12 protein-coding genes are annotated in these 15,406 nt (G+C 44.5%); 3 read left to right on the forward strand and 9 right to left on the reverse strand.

Translation table 11 applies throughout. The features are described 5' to 3' along the window. Nucleotides 1-14: 14 nt before the first annotated feature. Both MHH49_RS02310 and MHH49_RS02315 read right to left on the reverse strand, forming a co-directional pair. Nucleotides 15-1,460: a rhamnulokinase gene (locus MHH49_RS02310; RefSeq protein ID WP_341137855.1), complete on the reverse strand. Its 1,446-nt coding sequence runs from the start codon at nucleotides 1,458-1,460 to the stop codon at nucleotides 15-17. Nucleotides 1,461-1,489: 29 nt separating this feature from the next. Next, on the reverse strand, nucleotides 1,490-3,256 hold the full coding sequence (locus MHH49_RS02315) for an L-fucose isomerase (protein WP_076215876.1): 1,767 nt from the start codon (nucleotides 3,254-3,256) through the stop codon (nucleotides 1,490-1,492). Between the two features lie 241 nt (nucleotides 3,257-3,497). Between MHH49_RS02315 and MHH49_RS02320 the strand changes: the two genes are divergently transcribed. Further along, on the forward strand, nucleotides 3,498-4,268 hold the full coding sequence (locus MHH49_RS02320; RefSeq protein WP_036675683.1) for a DeoR/GlpR family DNA-binding transcription regulator: 771 nt from the start codon (nucleotides 3,498-3,500) through the stop codon (nucleotides 4,266-4,268). A 41-nt stretch (nucleotides 4,269-4,309) separates the two neighbouring features. On the opposite strand, the gene MHH49_RS02325 is transcribed toward MHH49_RS02320, so the two are convergent. Next, nucleotides 4,310-5,017 carry an SGNH/GDSL hydrolase family protein gene (locus MHH49_RS02325; RefSeq protein ID WP_076215872.1) on the reverse strand — a complete coding sequence of 236 codons (708 nt, stop codon included), beginning with the start codon at nucleotides 5,015-5,017 and terminating at the stop codon, nucleotides 4,310-4,312. 66 nt (nucleotides 5,018-5,083) lie between these two features. On the opposite strand from MHH49_RS02325, the gene MHH49_RS02330 reads away from it, so the two are divergent. Continuing rightward, the gene (locus tag MHH49_RS02330) at nucleotides 5,084-6,058 is read left to right on the forward strand and encodes an aldo/keto reductase family protein (RefSeq protein WP_036675684.1); all 975 of its coding nucleotides are present in this window, start codon (nucleotides 5,084-5,086) and stop codon (nucleotides 6,056-6,058) included. A gap of 82 nt (nucleotides 6,059-6,140) precedes the next feature. Here MHH49_RS02330 and MHH49_RS02335 read toward each other — a convergent pair whose 3' ends face one another. Further along, nucleotides 6,141-8,816, reverse strand: a complete 2,676-nt coding sequence (locus tag MHH49_RS02335) for a YhgE/Pip domain-containing protein (protein ID WP_076215863.1) — start codon at nucleotides 8,814-8,816, stop codon at nucleotides 6,141-6,143. A gap of 236 nt (nucleotides 8,817-9,052) precedes the next feature. Here MHH49_RS02335 and MHH49_RS02340 point away from each other — a divergent pair, with 236 nt between their 5' ends. Further along, on the forward strand, nucleotides 9,053-9,580 hold the full coding sequence (locus tag MHH49_RS02340) for a hypothetical protein (RefSeq protein ID WP_038569473.1): 528 nt from the start codon (nucleotides 9,053-9,055) through the stop codon (nucleotides 9,578-9,580). A gap of 80 nt (nucleotides 9,581-9,660) precedes the next feature. On the opposite strand, the gene MHH49_RS02345 is transcribed toward MHH49_RS02340, so the two are convergent. The 5 genes from MHH49_RS02345 to MHH49_RS02365 are packed head-to-tail and all read right to left on the reverse strand — an operon-like array spanning nucleotide 9,661 to nucleotide 15,067. Next, the gene (locus MHH49_RS02345) at nucleotides 9,661-10,626 is read right to left on the reverse strand and encodes a glycoside hydrolase family 43 protein (RefSeq protein WP_076215859.1); all 966 of its coding nucleotides are present in this window, start codon (nucleotides 10,624-10,626) and stop codon (nucleotides 9,661-9,663) included. 12 nt (nucleotides 10,627-10,638) lie between these two features. Further along, nucleotides 10,639-11,916, reverse strand: coding sequence for a glycoside hydrolase family 27 protein (locus tag MHH49_RS02350; RefSeq protein ID WP_076106163.1), 1,278 nt, complete (start codon nucleotides 11,914-11,916; stop codon nucleotides 10,639-10,641). Nucleotides 11,917-11,947: 31 nt separating this feature from the next. Beyond that, on the reverse strand, nucleotides 11,948-12,220 hold the full coding sequence (locus tag MHH49_RS02355) for a DUF6171 family protein (protein ID WP_076101283.1): 273 nt from the start codon (nucleotides 12,218-12,220) through the stop codon (nucleotides 11,948-11,950). Between the two features lie 4 nt (nucleotides 12,221-12,224). After that, complete coding sequence (locus tag MHH49_RS02360) at nucleotides 12,225-13,700, reverse strand: alpha-N-arabinofuranosidase (RefSeq protein WP_076215856.1); 1,476 nt, start codon at nucleotides 13,698-13,700, stop codon at nucleotides 12,225-12,227. Next, entirely contained in the window at nucleotides 13,697-15,067 is a 1,371-nt protein-coding gene (locus MHH49_RS02365; RefSeq protein WP_339811470.1) for an arabinan endo-1,5-alpha-L-arabinosidase, read from the reverse strand. The genes MHH49_RS02360 and MHH49_RS02365 overlap by 4 nt, the downstream gene beginning before the upstream one ends. Between the last annotated feature and the right edge of the window lie 339 nt (nucleotides 15,068-15,406).

Raw genomic sequence — 15,406 nt, forward strand, 5'->3', positions numbered from 1 at the left:
TCTCTCCTCGTATCCTATTTTTCACAAACCTTCACCAAAGAAGGCTGATATGTCTTAAAGGCAAAAGATCTTTCCACTACCTGCTTGCCCTCGGAGATTTCCAATTCCCCTAGGGCAGCCAGTTGAATAATTATATTGCCAATTGCACTAGCTTCCACAGGCCCTGCTACAACTTTTCTCCCCGTAATATTAGCGGTAAGCTGACAGAGCAGTTCATTCTGAATCCCACCACCGACCATATGAATGATATTGATTTTTTTGCCGGTGATCTCTTCCATTTCGTTAATCGTATGGCGATAGGACTCTGCTAAGCTCTCAAGTATGACGCGAATAATCTCAGCTTTCGTGTAGGGGGCTTGCTGGCCTGTTCGTTCGCAATATTCTCTAATCCGTTGGGTCATCACACCGGGTGTACTAAACAGTTCATCATTCGGATCAATAATTGCTGGGGCATGATTTATGGTTTCAGCTAGCTCAACCATTTGGCCTTGGCTGACGTATTTTCCCGCTTCTGCCCAATTCCTTTGCAGCTCCTGCAAAATCCATAGTCCCGTTATATTTTTGAGCAAACGATTAGATTGGCCGTAACACTGCTCATTTGTGAATCCGTATTCATAGCTTTTCTCTGTAATGACAGCTTTAGGCGTCTCCATGCCCACTAACGACCATGTACCACAGCTAATAAATGCTGCATCATCCTTTAGAGAATAAGGAATAGACGCTACTGCTGAAGCCGTATCATGAGAAGCACCCGCAATTACCTCCATTGAACCTACGCTAAGCTCCTCTTGAATTACCGGAAGGATAGAACCAATAACCGTTCCCGCTTGAACCCGTTGTGGCACTAGACCAACCGGAATATTAAGCCTGCTGAATACTTCAGTGGAGACTTCACCAGATACAGCATCCATTAAGCCACTTGTACTCCAAATCGTGCTTTCTGCTGCCGCGATACCAGAGAATAAATAGTGGAACAGGTCTGGCATCATTAAAATAGTATCTGCGACCTCTAGCAGAGAATCATTATCCTGAAAATCAGCAAACAGCTGATAAACCGTATTAATCAAGCTCGGTTGAATACCTGTAATGCTAAATTGCTCCCTTGGTGGAAGCAGCGCCTCCAACCCTAGACGATGGCTTCCCATTCTCCTATCCCTATAATGATGGGAGGAATAGAGCAACATCCCTCTTTTATCAATAAAACCGTAATCGACTCCCCAAGTATCCACTCTTAGAGACCTCAATTTTCCATGCGCCCTATAAGCTCTCTGGATTCCTTTTTTCATTTCGTGGAAGAGCTTCAAAACATCCCAATACAAATGCCCGCCAACATACACCGGCGTATTAGCAAACCGATGAATTTCTTCCATGCGAAGGGTGTTACCGTCATACAATCCCAACATCACTCTTCCGGAACTGGCGCCAAGATCCATAGCCAGAAGCTTAATCGTATCACCCATTTCAAGCACACCTGCTCCACAAGAAGATTTTAATATAGCGGTCCGAAATTCTGACAGGCTCTGTAATCTGCTCCTTCCAGATTCTCCGTCCCAAATAACGACCACACCCGTGGCCTGAAAATACGTGATTCCTCAACGTTATGCATACTTACTGGAATACGCAAAATCGACGCCAGCGTAATCAGATCCGCCCCGATATGGCCATAACTGATCGCCCCATGATTGGCGCCCCAATTATTCATGACATCATATACCGATTGGAATGAACCACTGTTAGTTAGCTTAGGAGCGAACCAGGTCGTCGGCCATGTCGGATCTGTTCTCTGATCCAAAGTATGATGAACCTCTTCAGGCAGCTCTACGGTGTGACCTTCAACAAGCTGAAGAACAGGTCCAAGCCCCTTCACCAGGTTCAAACGAGCCATAGTAACCGGCATTCCGCCTTGGGTTAAATAATCGGTAGAGAAGCCGCCTCCCCGGAAATATTCTTGAGAAGCAGGCCGGAATTGTGTATTGCTTAGACAAGCCTTAGCCTCTTCGTCTGTAATCTCCCAAAAAGGTTTGATTGCAGGCTTACCCTCTATCCTTTGCTCACCTGTGCCATCAAGCGCAGCCGAACCAGAGTTGATCAGATGCAGTATTCCGTGAGCTGCTTCTCCCTCCAATTGATGACCCGTCACTCGCTTCACAGCATCAGGACTCCAGAAGGTCCGGACATCAGCAAAGATTTGTGCCGTATTCGTAAGCAAATAATTGAACAGCATCGTTACCCCATTCAGGCTGTCATTCTCTGTCGCTACGAGATAAGGAGCACGTTTGCCGTTCCAGTCAAAAGAAGAATTCAACATCGTCTCCATGAAATCGCCGTTAGGGAAATGGTCCGTCCATTGTCGCTGGCCTTGGAAACCGCCAACAATCGCATTGTGGCCGTTAGCTTCCTCCGCAAAACCAAGCTCAGCGAGAACCGGATTGCCGATCATCAGGTCGCGGGCGATCAATGTCATTTTCACACAGGTCTCCCACTGCTTCTCTTTCTCTTCTGCACTGATTTGCAGATGCTGCGGATTATTATCGGCGCCAACTTGGCAGTTTTCTTTAGTCCACGCAAGCGCCCGCTTAAATTCCTCTTTATCATAAATCTCTTCTTCAAAGCGCCGGACATATTCAGACATATCGATATATTCATTGCGCATGCCCAGATACTCTTGGAAAAATTGTTCATTCACAATGGAACCCGCAATCCCCATCGAAACAGAACCCATAGATAAATATGATTTTCCCTTCATTTGAGCAACTGCTAAGCCTGCTCTAGCAAACTGTAGCAATTTAGACTGCACATCCGCTGGAATCTCTTCACTGCTAGACTCTTGAACCTCTTCACCATAGATACCAAACGCAGGAATTCCCTTTTGAGCATACGCAGAGAGAACAGCAGCTAGATACACAGCACCCGGCCGTTCCGTTCCGTTAAATCCCCACACGGCATGCGGAATGGATGAATCCATATCCATTGTCTCTGAGCCATAACACCAGCAAGGCGTCACGGTGATCGACACCCCTACGTTAGCCCCGGAGAATTTCTGAGCCGCAGCAGCAGCTTCTTTAACACCACCGATCGTAGAATCGGCGATGATGCACTCTACAGGACTTCCATTCGGATACCTTAAATTCGCTTCAATAAACTTAGCCACCCGCTGAGCCATGCCCATCGTTTGCTCTTCCAGTGATTCACGAACGCCTCTTCTTCTGCCATCAATGGTTGGGCGGATACCAATTTTCGGATAGTTTTCTATCAATGCCGTTCCTCCTCAAGATCATCTTAGAGTCATCGTTAATAGATCTATTTCTCCTTCATCATAAAATCTGCAAGCGCTTTAGTCAACACAAAACAACATATTACCTAAACAAAAGTGTGGTTTTATGTGATATAATTATTATATATTGTGGTTTTATGTGAATATGTAATTATTTTTAGATTTAAACAACAATGTAGTACACTAGAAAGCAGACGATTTATATATAAAGGTGAGTGAACGAATGAAAGCATTTGAACGACGGGATCTAATTATTAAAGAGCTTTACAGACAGAAGAAGGTCCATGTCGCAGAGCTAGCGCAAAAATTCAACGTCTCGGAAGAGACCATTCGGCGGGATCTAGATAAACTGGACAAAGAAGGTCTTGCCAAAAAAAATTATGGTGGAGCCATTCTCAACGCCCATACCAATGAAGATCCTTCCTATACCAGCAGGCATCAGGTCAATATTGAAGCGAAGCGAATCATAGCCGATAATGTACTGCAATTAATCAATGATGGAGACAGCTTGGTGACGGATACGAGCTCAACGGTGTTTGAAGCCTTGCGTAGAATTATTGAGGAGAAAAACAATCTGACAATTATTACGAACTCTCTGGTGGTATTATCTGAATTTCAACACTCCGGTCAAAAGCTGATTTCCACAGGTGGAATTTTAGGCCCCGAGACCAGCTCCTTTGTTGGAAATACCGCTTCACAGACAATTCGAAAATATAATGTGGATGTAGCCATATTCAGCTGTAAAGCATTGTCCATGACAGGCGGTCTAAGTGATTCAAATGAAGAAGAAAGCGAACTGAAGGTGCTTATGCAGCAGCAGGCGAATAAAGTGGTTCTGCTCGTAGATCACTCCAAATTTGACCGGACCGCGTTCATTAAGTTGTTCAGCTTTGATAGAGTGGATTATATCGTTACAGATCAGAAGCCTTCTGAGGAATGGATCGATTTCTTAAATAATTACCATGTATCTCTTATCTATGCGCCCGCTGAGTGATCAGTAGGTGCATAGATAAAGAGAGATAATGACTTTATAACTTAATTGTTTAAAAGACCACTTTCCAAAACGACCTTCAGCCATTCCCCAGCAATCAGATCATGCCCGGCAGTCGTCGGGTGAACGCCGTCCCACAGCCAATAGGCTGCCTCTGCTCTCTCTGCAGCTGCGTTAAAAGCATCCTGTAGAGGTACATAAACTGTATCAAATTGCTCAGACAGCTGCTTAACCACTCCCTGATAATGTCTAATCTTCGCTTCCCATTCTGTCCACTGTTCAGCTGGAGCTCCGGTATTTAAAATAAAAGGCTCACATAAAACCAGCTTCGTATGTGGCAGAACTTCACGTGTTTCTTCAAGTACGTGACGGTAAGCGCGTTCAAAACGGTCCGTAACTCCACTTGGTTCCCCTTTCATCATTCTCCAAATATCGTTTACCCCAATCAATATACTAATGATGTCAGGCTGCAAGCTAATTGCATCTTCATTCCAGCGTGCATATAAATCGGAGATTCGATCTCCACTCACTCCGCGGTTATAGAATACCAGATTTTCTTCTGCCCGCTCATTCCCTAGCTTGCCTCCGATGATATACGCATAGCTATGTCCAAGAATATGATTCGGGTCTTCATCACGACCTCGATTCCCATCCGTAATGGAGTCACCCTGAAATAAGATCACTTTTGATTTTTTAGTAGCTGGATTAGTCATTGAATCTTTCATCTCCTTGATTACTAGTATATTAATCATTCAACTTGAATGTCTCCTATAATACAAGTAAAGTTATCATATAGAATACAAGGAGGAAAGAGAAAAATGAAATATAGAAGACTAGGCAATTCAGGGCTCAAAATCAGTGAGATCGGACTAGGCAGTTGGCTTACATATGGAACCGCAGCAGAGCAAAAGGCAGCCGATGCTTGTATAAGCAAAGCTTTTGAATGCGGTATCAATTTCTTTGATACGGCTAATGCATATAACCGTGGCGAAGGCGAAAAAGCGATGGGTGCTGCTCTACGTTCCTATGAAAGATCATCTTATGTGCTAAGCACAAAGGTCTTTTTCCCCATGGGAGACGATGTTAATAACCGTGGCTTGTCCCGCAAGCACATTATGGAGCAATGTGAGGCCAGCCTCCGCCGCTTAGGCACTGATTATATTGATGTATATTATTGTCATCGCTTCGATACAGAGACCCCTGTAGAGGAGACTCTACGCGCACTGGATGATCTGACTGCTCAAGGTAAGATTCTCTACTCCGCTGTTAGCGAATGGAGCGCAGCCCAAATCTCCAATGCTGCTGGTATCAGCCGCAGACTGAATCTGCGTCCACTGATCTCGAATCAACCTATCTATAATATGTTCGAACGTTATATTGAAGACGAGGTCCTTGAAGTATCCCAGCGTGAGGGGCTGGGCCAAGTGGTCTTCTCTCCACTAGCGCAAGGAATTCTGACTGGCAAATATAAACCGGGGCAACAACCTCCAGCAGGAACCCGTGCAGCGGATAATTCAGTTAATGGTGTAATCTCCAGCTACCTCCGTGATGATGTGTTGTCCGTGGTTGGACAGCTGGTTGAACTCGCTCACAGTTTAGACCTGAAGCTGTCGCAATTGGCATTGGCTTGGATCCTGCGCCAGCCTGGTGTAAGTTCAGCATTAATTGGTGCCAGTAAGCCAGAACAAGTTGCAGAAAACGCCAAAGCTGTAGATGCGGTACTCTCCGCTGATACTTTACAGCAGATCGAGGAGATTCTTAAGCCAGTAGCTGATTTTGCTCCTGCAAGATAACCTATTGCAAACTTGCCATATAGTACACAAAAGAGGTTGTGCCAAAAGCCATCACCATGGCTTAGGCACATCCTCTTTTTCTTTAAGAAATCAATTTAGACTCTTCGGCTTGTTCAGAAGCCTTATGGATAAAAGGCTCCAGTGGTTTCTTGAGGAGTAATGCCAGCAAGAGTGCCAGCACACCGAAGATAATCAGATAGATCACATCACGAATCGCCACTTCTGGCAGAATTCCCCCAACCGCCTCCCGCATCAGACTAATTGCATAGGTAAACGGCATATACGGATTTAATATTTGAAAAAAACGCCCTGTCGTACTAATCGGAAATGTACCGCCGGAGCTAGAGAATTGAAGCACCATGAACACGATCGCTATTCCTTTTCCCAGGTTGCCAAATACAGCGACAAGCGTAAATACAATGGTTACGAACACGATGCTGATTAACACTCCAAAAACTACAAACCACACCTTATTCACCACATAACAATGCAGAATAAAAATGTTGCCAAGGACAGCCACCAGCCCCTGAAGAATTCCCACCGTAAGGAAGGTCAGCAGGCGGCCAAAATACAATTGATATCTTTTGTACGTTAGCCCACCCGTATCCACACCTGTGCGGAGAAGGGAGACAAGCAGTGTGCCTCCGACCCATAAGGAAAGTACGACATAAAAAGGAGTCATTGCCGAGCCATAATTCGGAATGGGATATAACTTATTCTCTTTTAACACTACCGGATTGGCCAAAAAATCACTTTTGCTCTTAATATCTCCTCCGAGCAGTTGTGCAATCTCCCCCAGATCAATCTCCTCTTTAATTTGGCGGATCGTGGAAGCGGCTTTTCGAATCGAGTCTTCCAGTACTGGAAGATCATTTCTCACCAAATCTGCGGCAAGCGCCACTCCTTTATCCGCACGGGGGAGTCCTGTACGAATCAACTCCGAGACCTGATGAACCCGCTCTTCTACAGTAGGCAGATCCTGACGCACGAAGTTCGCAGCTTGCTGTATCTTTTCCCCTGCAGTAGGCAAGCTACTCTCCAATAGCGGAAGTGTATCTCGGATGAAGGCACCAAAGCCCTGGGTCTGATCGGCAACCCCACTGGCTGCTGTGTGGACCGCTTCGCGTATAGCTGGCAAATCCTGCTGCAGACTAGCTAAGCTTGTCTGCCCAAACTCAATCGCCGACACTGTCTCTTCCAGCAGGGTACCCAGCGCGGGTAAGCGATCTGGCACCTGCTGCAATGCGGTGGCTGTGACATCTGCCGCCGAAGTTATTTGCTCCAGTGTATTTTTTATGGCAGGGATTGTCGACGAATCATACCCTGAGATAAGCTTCGCAATCGCCAGCTTCCCAAGACCAGACTTTAGGAACAATTGGTTAATTGCACTGGAATCAGCGTTATCCTTATTCTGAACGTCAGCCGCCATAGCATTTACCAAGGACTTCTGACTGTTCAAAACACTGTCTACACCTTTCAATGCTGCAAGATCAGCAATAGACACTGTTTCAGGTGAAAATGTGTTCAATGCATTTAACATAGAAAGTGTGTGTTCAATCACGCTGCTTCCTGCAGCCAACTGTGCTGAGAGTACCTCCAGCTGCTCACGTACAGCTTGCGGCTCGTTATCCTCTCCCTTTAACTGTTCAGCAAGCTTGACCACTGAGTTCTCCGTTTGCTGTAGGAGATTAAGATTCTGTTTGATAGCTGCTGGAACAGCTTCAAATGCAGCACTGCTCTTCTCCAAAAATTGTTGAAGTTCCAGAACAAAATCATTTCCGGCAGTGGCAATCTTTTCTGCCTCAGGCAGTGCTGTTAAGGCAGCATTAACGATTTTATGCGCTTCCGTAAGACCTTGCGAGGCCTGAGCCATGATCTGTTCAACTTCACCATAATGGTTATCAAGTTGAACGATTAGCTGTGCTGCTTCTTCAATCTTGGGCAGCTTGTCCTGTAGCCCCCCTAAATGATTTAAGGTACTCGCGATTTGCGGCCAATGCTCAGCAATTTTCTCTAAAGCCTCACCCGCTTTTTCCACCTCTGGCAGCTTATTCTCCAATGTGGAAATACGCTCTGCTGAAGCATGAATCTGCGGCCAATTTTCCTGAATTTTCAATACACGTTTACCTGCGGTTTCAATTTCTGGCAGGCTCGCCTCTAATTTAAACAATCCTTTTTCTACCTTGCGTATAATGGGCAATTCAGATTGAAATTCCTTATCGATTTGACTTAAAACAGTAAATACCGTCTCACTAATCGTTTCCGTGAAATTCTCACTGATCTGTGTGGTGATTGAAGTGGCGCCCTTATCCGTGATTTTAGGAGCAATCGCATTTATTTTCTCATTGACGGTATATTCGATCTCTGGTTTCACAATCGTTCCTTCAAGAATTCCAGTCATTCGTTTGGAGAAATTAGCAGGGATAACAATACTGGCATAGTAGTCTCCGCGTTTGACACCATTATGTGCAGTCTCTGCATCTACAAAGGTCCAGCCCAGGTTTTTATTGCTCCGAAGACTTTCCATGACCTCATTCCCGATATTAAAATCCTTCTCCTGTACCTTAGTACCTTCATCTAAGCTGGTAACTGCAATTTTAATGCCAGAAGTATTGCTATAAGGATCCCATACTGACGCAACGTTCACCCAATCATACACGGAGGGCAATACCACCAAAGCGGCAACCAGCAATACGGCCACAGGAACTCTGAATAAGTTACGCCAATCGTTCCTATAAATCCGTAGTATTCCGCCCATTCGCTGCTCCCCCTAATCTGCATGTTTTGATATTTTAATATGCCCGAGGAGATAAGCTTTTACTATTCATTTTAGGGAACTCGTGACTTCTCATTGCTTTTTAAAAAAACTTTTAAAAAAATGCAACAAAAACTGCTCATTTCACGTAAAGAGTAATATATAACCCGTTTAAGAAAAAACGGAGCGGGTAATAAGTTTTATACAACGTCTTACATATCTCAAGGGGGAGATTAATAATGTTTAAGAAAAAGTCAGCGTATGTGTTACCGGTTGTTGTTCTGTTGTTTCTTTCCCTCATTACTTCTGCAAGTACCGTTGGAACACGGGTAGATGCGCAAGATAGTGACAAGACCCAGCATCAAACAGTTTACTTTCATACTATTGAATCCGACCATGGCAAGCTCTCCGGTACGACCGATGAAATAAACTGGTATCAGGGTGCTGATGCCGATCGAATCTTTGCTGAAAGAGATCCAGAAGCTGCAGCAGAAATCGGCGGAGCTCCAGACAGTTATTATATTGTAAATGATGTTGATACTCTAACAACTTATCCGATAGCGGATAACGCCACAGTGACGATGCAAATTTTTGATCACACTGGCAACATGGAAGACTTGGATATCAACTGGAATGAGTCCATCACCTTACAGCAATTTATGGATCAATTTAATAATACGGATGTCATCGACTTGAGCCAGTTCCCGTATCACATCACCATTCAGGACGGCGTAATTACTTCGATCGTTCAACAATATATACCTTAAGGTGCAACATAAGAAAGAGGGTTACTCAGCAGCCATCTACATGGCTTATGAGTAACCCTCTTTTTTATATACTCAACGAATTATTGTTTAGCAGCATCCTTAACGGGAACCCCAAAATTCGGCGTACCATCTTCATTCCAATGGAAGACTTGAGCACGAGTATGACGGTTCGGATCATACAGCGGATCGCCAGTAATTTCTTTATAATTGCGGCAGTGGTAGATGAGTACATCTTCCCCATTTTCATTTACAGTAAAACTGTTATGACCCGGACCATATTGTCCATTCTCTTCGTGGGTCTGGAATACCGGTTCCGGCAGTTTGGTCCATGAAGCGGCGTCCAGCAGATCGCTGTCTTCATCCGCAACCAAAAGTCCCATGCAGTAATTGAAATCCGTAGCGCTAGCCGAGAAGCTGATAAAGATACGGCCGTTACGTTTAAGCACTGCAGCTCCTTCGTTTACCTTGTACCCAATAATTTCCCAGTCATATTCAGGAGTAGCAATCATCGTCTGAGGACCCGTTAGCGTCCATGGATTATTCATTTCAGAAATATACAGATTAGAATTCCCCTCAATATTCAGGTCCTTCTGTGCCCATACATAATACAATTTTCCTTTGTGCTGGAAGGTGGTTGCATCCAAAGCGAAGGATTCCCAAGCGGTTTTCACCTGGCCTTTTTCTACCCATGTTCCTTCTAAAGGATTGGCAGATTCATTCTCAAGAGCAAACATACGGTGATCAAATAATCCATCCTTTGTCTCCGTAGTACGCGCCGCTGCGAAATAAATGTACCATTTCCCGTCAATATAATGGAGCTCTGGTGCCCAAATGTTTGCACTAAGCGGACCCGTCTCATATTTACGCCAAGCTACAGCCGGTTCTGCAGCAGCCAATCCCTCGATTGTTGTTGCTCTCCGCACTTCGATCCGGTCGTATTCTGGGACAGAAGCAATAAAGTAGTAATAACCATCTGTATGTTTATATACCCATGGATCAGCACGCTGCTCCACCAATGGATTTTTATATTCTACACTCGTATTCATAATCTCTCTCCTCTATTTAAACTTTAACAATACAGAACCATGCTGTGGAAGAGTTTGAGAAATACCTTCGTTAACTACTTCCAAATCGCGGCTCTGCCATAGATCACGTATAGTACTAGGAATTGAAACATTAAGCTGCTCGAATGATACCTGAAGCGTTAATGTTTCATCGCTAAGATTAAACAAAGCTACATAATGGTTACCTTGTTCATCCTCAGATGTCCAGATCGCATGCTCCTCATTTAGCGCTACCTGTCTGCCGCCTTTACCATAACGATGCAGATGAAGCACTTCCTTATTGGTCAATAAAGATAATGTCCAATCATCATTGTCCCGAAGTTCTCCTCCAAACATTAACGGGGAGCGGAAAATACTCCACAGTGTCATCATGGTGACCTGCTCGTCATGAGTAAACCGCGTGAACCGGTCTCCCCCGCCATCTACAGAACGAATGCCCAGATGACCTAACGGCAGCATGTCACAATCCGGCCAATGGCCCGGCTGCACATAAGGAGCCCATTTCTCACAGCGCTCAAACATCCCGCGCAGCAAATGCCAATGATCCCAGTAATCATCGGTCATTCTCCAAAGGTTAGCGTGTCCGGCTAAGTGTTCAGCCTCTTCCACTGGAGCAGGTCCAGGCGAAAGACTGAGCACCATCTCGCGACCACTGCGGTCAATAGCCTTACGGATCATAGCAACTTCTTCTTTGTGGTATCCATAAATGCGAGAAGCGGCAATATCATCCACTTTCACATAATCCACACCCCAACTGGCATACAACTGGAACAGCGAGTCATAATACGCCTGACTGCCTTCTTTTGAAGCATCTACTCCATACATGTCCGTATTCCATGGACAAATAGAATTTGGGTGAGCCACATCGCGTGCGGTTTGCTCAGATCCTAGTATGGCACTGGCCGCATGAGCAGCCTGACGCGGAATTCCGCGCATAATGTGTATGCCGAATTTCAAACCCAATCCATGCACATATTCAGCGAGTGGCGCAAACCCTTTGCCTCCCGCTGCGGAAGGAAACCGGTTCTCAGCAGGTTGAAGTCTGGAGTACTCATCCATAACCAGCGGTACAAAGTTGCGATACTGCGAAGAATTCGCTCCAGGCTCATACCACTGAATATCCACAACTACATATTCCCAACCAAAGTCCTTCAAATGGGTAGCCATATATTCTGCGTTGCCTCTTACTTCTTCTTCATTTACACTGGCTCCGTAACAGTCCCAACTATTCCAGCCCATCGGGGGCGTAGCAGCTAACAAATTTTGTTTGATGATTTTCACGTCCTTTTCAAAAACTTAGTATTCAATCCCAGCGAGGTGCCGAGGGATAAGGGCAAGTAGAGTCCTGTAATCTTGTTCTCACCTCTACGAGGCAGCCACAATAACGGCAAGTGCTACCAAATTGCAGGCCAGAGCAATCTCGGCAATGTTCAATACGCTGCAAATATTGCTCCTCCGGCGCTAAGGGTCTTTCTCTAGTGGCTATTTCTATTAAACGCTCCAGTTTTTCTGGGCTTATTCTCATGTTCTCATCACAGCTTTTGCAGCGACGGTTTTTTTCTTGATTCTCTGACATGATATTATTCCAGAGTCAAGACTACTACAGAAGCAGGTGGAAGCTCGCAGCTCAGCTTTTCACCCGATAAAGATGCACCCTCAAAAGCTACTGGAGTAACTGTATCCGGTGCCTCAAACGTATTGTGCGCACCCAGCACGGAATGCGTTAAGATCTGACCTGTCACTTTGCTAAAGGTAACCTCTTCAATACCAATACTTAGCGATGCGCTGTCATTATGGCTCAAGTTACAGAGAGAAACATATACTTTGCCATTCGTATCGCGAGAAGCAGAAACGCTAATCTGTGGAATTGTTAGCTCCCCAAACGTATAATCAGGGCTCTCAACAGTTACTTCAAGCAGTTCATTATCCTGATGCTCTTTGTACATTTCAAATACATGATAGGTAGGCGTTAGAATCATCTTGTCGCCCTCCGTCAGGATAAGAGCCTGCAGTACATTGACCACTTGAGCCAAATTCGCCATTTGCACACGACTGCTATGCTTTTGGAAAATATTCAGCGTTACCCCTGCTACCAATGCATCTCTGAGTGTATTCTGCTGATACAGGAACCCCGGATTCGTACCAGGTTCATTTAAGAACCAGGTTCCCCACTCATCTATAATCATTCCAACCCGCTTATCCGGATCATATTTATCCATTACCGCTGAATGTTTGGTAATCAGTTCATCCATATGCAAGGTTTTTTGCATAGTCTCAAACCATTCGGCTTCGTCAAAACCTAAAGCGTAACGTTTCTCTTCCCAGCTTCCAGGAATCGTATACGAATGAAGACTGAGACCATCCATAAACCGTCCAGCTTCGCGCATTAGCACTTCTGTCCAATTATAATCATCAACGTTGGCGCCACCAGCGATTCTATAGATCTGATTTTCACCATAATTACGCACATATGTCTGGTAACGTCTGTACAAATCTGCATAATATTCTGGACGCATATTGCCGCCGCAGCCCCAGTTCTCATTACCTACACCAAAATACTTCAACTTCCACGGCTCTTCACGCCCATTTTCACGACGCCAATCCGCCATCGGTGATTCGCCTTCAAAGGTCATATATTCAACCCACTCCGACATCTCCTGAACAGTGCCACTGCCAACATTCCCGCAGATATATGGTTCACAATCCAGCAACTCACATAATTCAAAAAATTCATGAGTCCCAAAATGATTATTCTCGACGACACCGCCCCAGTGCGTATTCACCATCCGCTTACGGGTTTCTTTTGGACCGACGCCATCCTTCCAATGATACTCATCGGCAAAACAGCCCCCCGGCCAACGAAGGACAGGAATATTAACTTTTTTGAGTGCTGCTAGGATGTCGTTGCGAAAGCCCTTGGTGTTCGGAATCGGCGAATCTTCCCCCACATAGATCCCATCATAGATACATCTGCCCAAATGCTCGGCAAAATGACCATATAGATACTTGCTAATCTTATTAATTCCTTTACCTGCATGTAGCTTGATAGTAGTCATCTATTCTCTTCTCCATTCTTTTGCTTACCCCAGATGGAAATTCCATTTTCATTTAATCCAGTAAATACAAGGGTCTGAGTTTCTTTCTCCCAATCCCATGACGGAAGCAATTGCACCTTCTCTATCCGGCCTTTACCCTCGATAACGTCATTCCAGACCAAGGTCAGGACTCTGCGTCCATCAAAAGACCAGCTTCCCTTTCCATTCGCACCTTCCAGCTTAAAGTCAGACGATAGACTTATGAGGGTAGACTGAATCTGGCCATCCACTGAGGGGTCCATTACAATCCATTCCCACTGTCCTGCGATTAGCTGTTCTGGAATATCCTGTTCCACTTCACCCGCATACCGTTCTGGAGATACAACAGGCCAACCATCCTCTGTCCACAGAATTCGACGAACCTGTAAATAGGACCAATGTTTATCGATTTCACCACGTGCATGATGAACTATATAATAGCTGCCATCCTCATGAAGAACTGAGTTATGGCCGGGAGCAATCCAACCTGGATCTTGTCCAAAGCGATAGCCACCCAGTATTTTATTGCCGACCTCATATCGGGGTTGATGCGCACTATCACTCATATCTCGTCCGTTATAATCCACATATGGGCCGGTAATAGTATCTGCACGAGCGACACGAACGTTATAATCCTCAAACAGGGAGTCATAGGAGACGAACAAATAGTATTTTTTGAATTGCTCGTTATACACTATGTACGGTCCTTCAACTGCTCCATCTTTAATGGTGTTATCCCGTTTAGCGATCAGCGTACCAAAACCTTCTTGCTTCGGTTTGCCCGTTTCCGCATTCAGCTCAATGATATGAATTCCACCAAAAAAAGAACCATACACCATCCACATCCGTCCATCTGCATCCGTAAGCACATTTGCATCAATCGCATTCAGTGAATCTTCAGCACGCGTCTGAATCACCACACCTTCATCGGTCCAAGGTCCCTCAATAGAAGATGAAGTTTGAAGTCCGATTAGCGATTGTCTACTTCCAAAAGATGAGGCCGAGTAATACATTCGATACTGATCACCGTATTTCACCACATCGGGTGCCCATAAATTAGTAGCCCCTGCCCATTCCTTCGCAACTCGGGGAATTCCCGGCAGCGCATAATGAACCCATTCCCAATGGATAAGATCCTGTGATTTTCGAACCATTACGCCTGGACGTAATTCTCCTCCGACTCTTATATCGGTAGAAAAAACATAGTAACCCTCATCTGTTTTAATAATGCCTGGATCATGTGTGTTGTGAAGCGTCCATAAAGACTCAATATCAATCACTGATAGATCATACATTGGCATGTTCCCTGGGGAACATGGAAAGACAAGATCTGTTGTCTTTTTTACCATTAAATTATCACCTCAGAAATAGCAACAGATTGAGCAGCAATAAATATTAAATTTAAAATGAAAAAATATGTATTCGCTTACAATATAAAATAACATATATAAAAAGCCTTGTAAATATATTTCTATAAACCTTTTTATGTTTATATGAAATTAAACTCGAAATAAATGAATTATGGCGAAATAATCGTCTTTTTCTTTAGTTTAATCCTTTGTTTGTTTAAATTTTACTAAATTAAAAGAAAATCATGCCAAAAATCCCTCTTATATTTGACCATTCTACAAAATAAGGAAGTATACTTTATTTATATGCCTTATTAGTTTATAATTTTATAAAATAGT

The organism is Paenibacillus sp. FSL F4-0122 (assembly GCF_038002845.1).
Lineage (GTDB): Bacteria > Bacillota > Bacilli > Paenibacillales > Paenibacillaceae > Paenibacillus_AQ > Paenibacillus_AQ odorifer.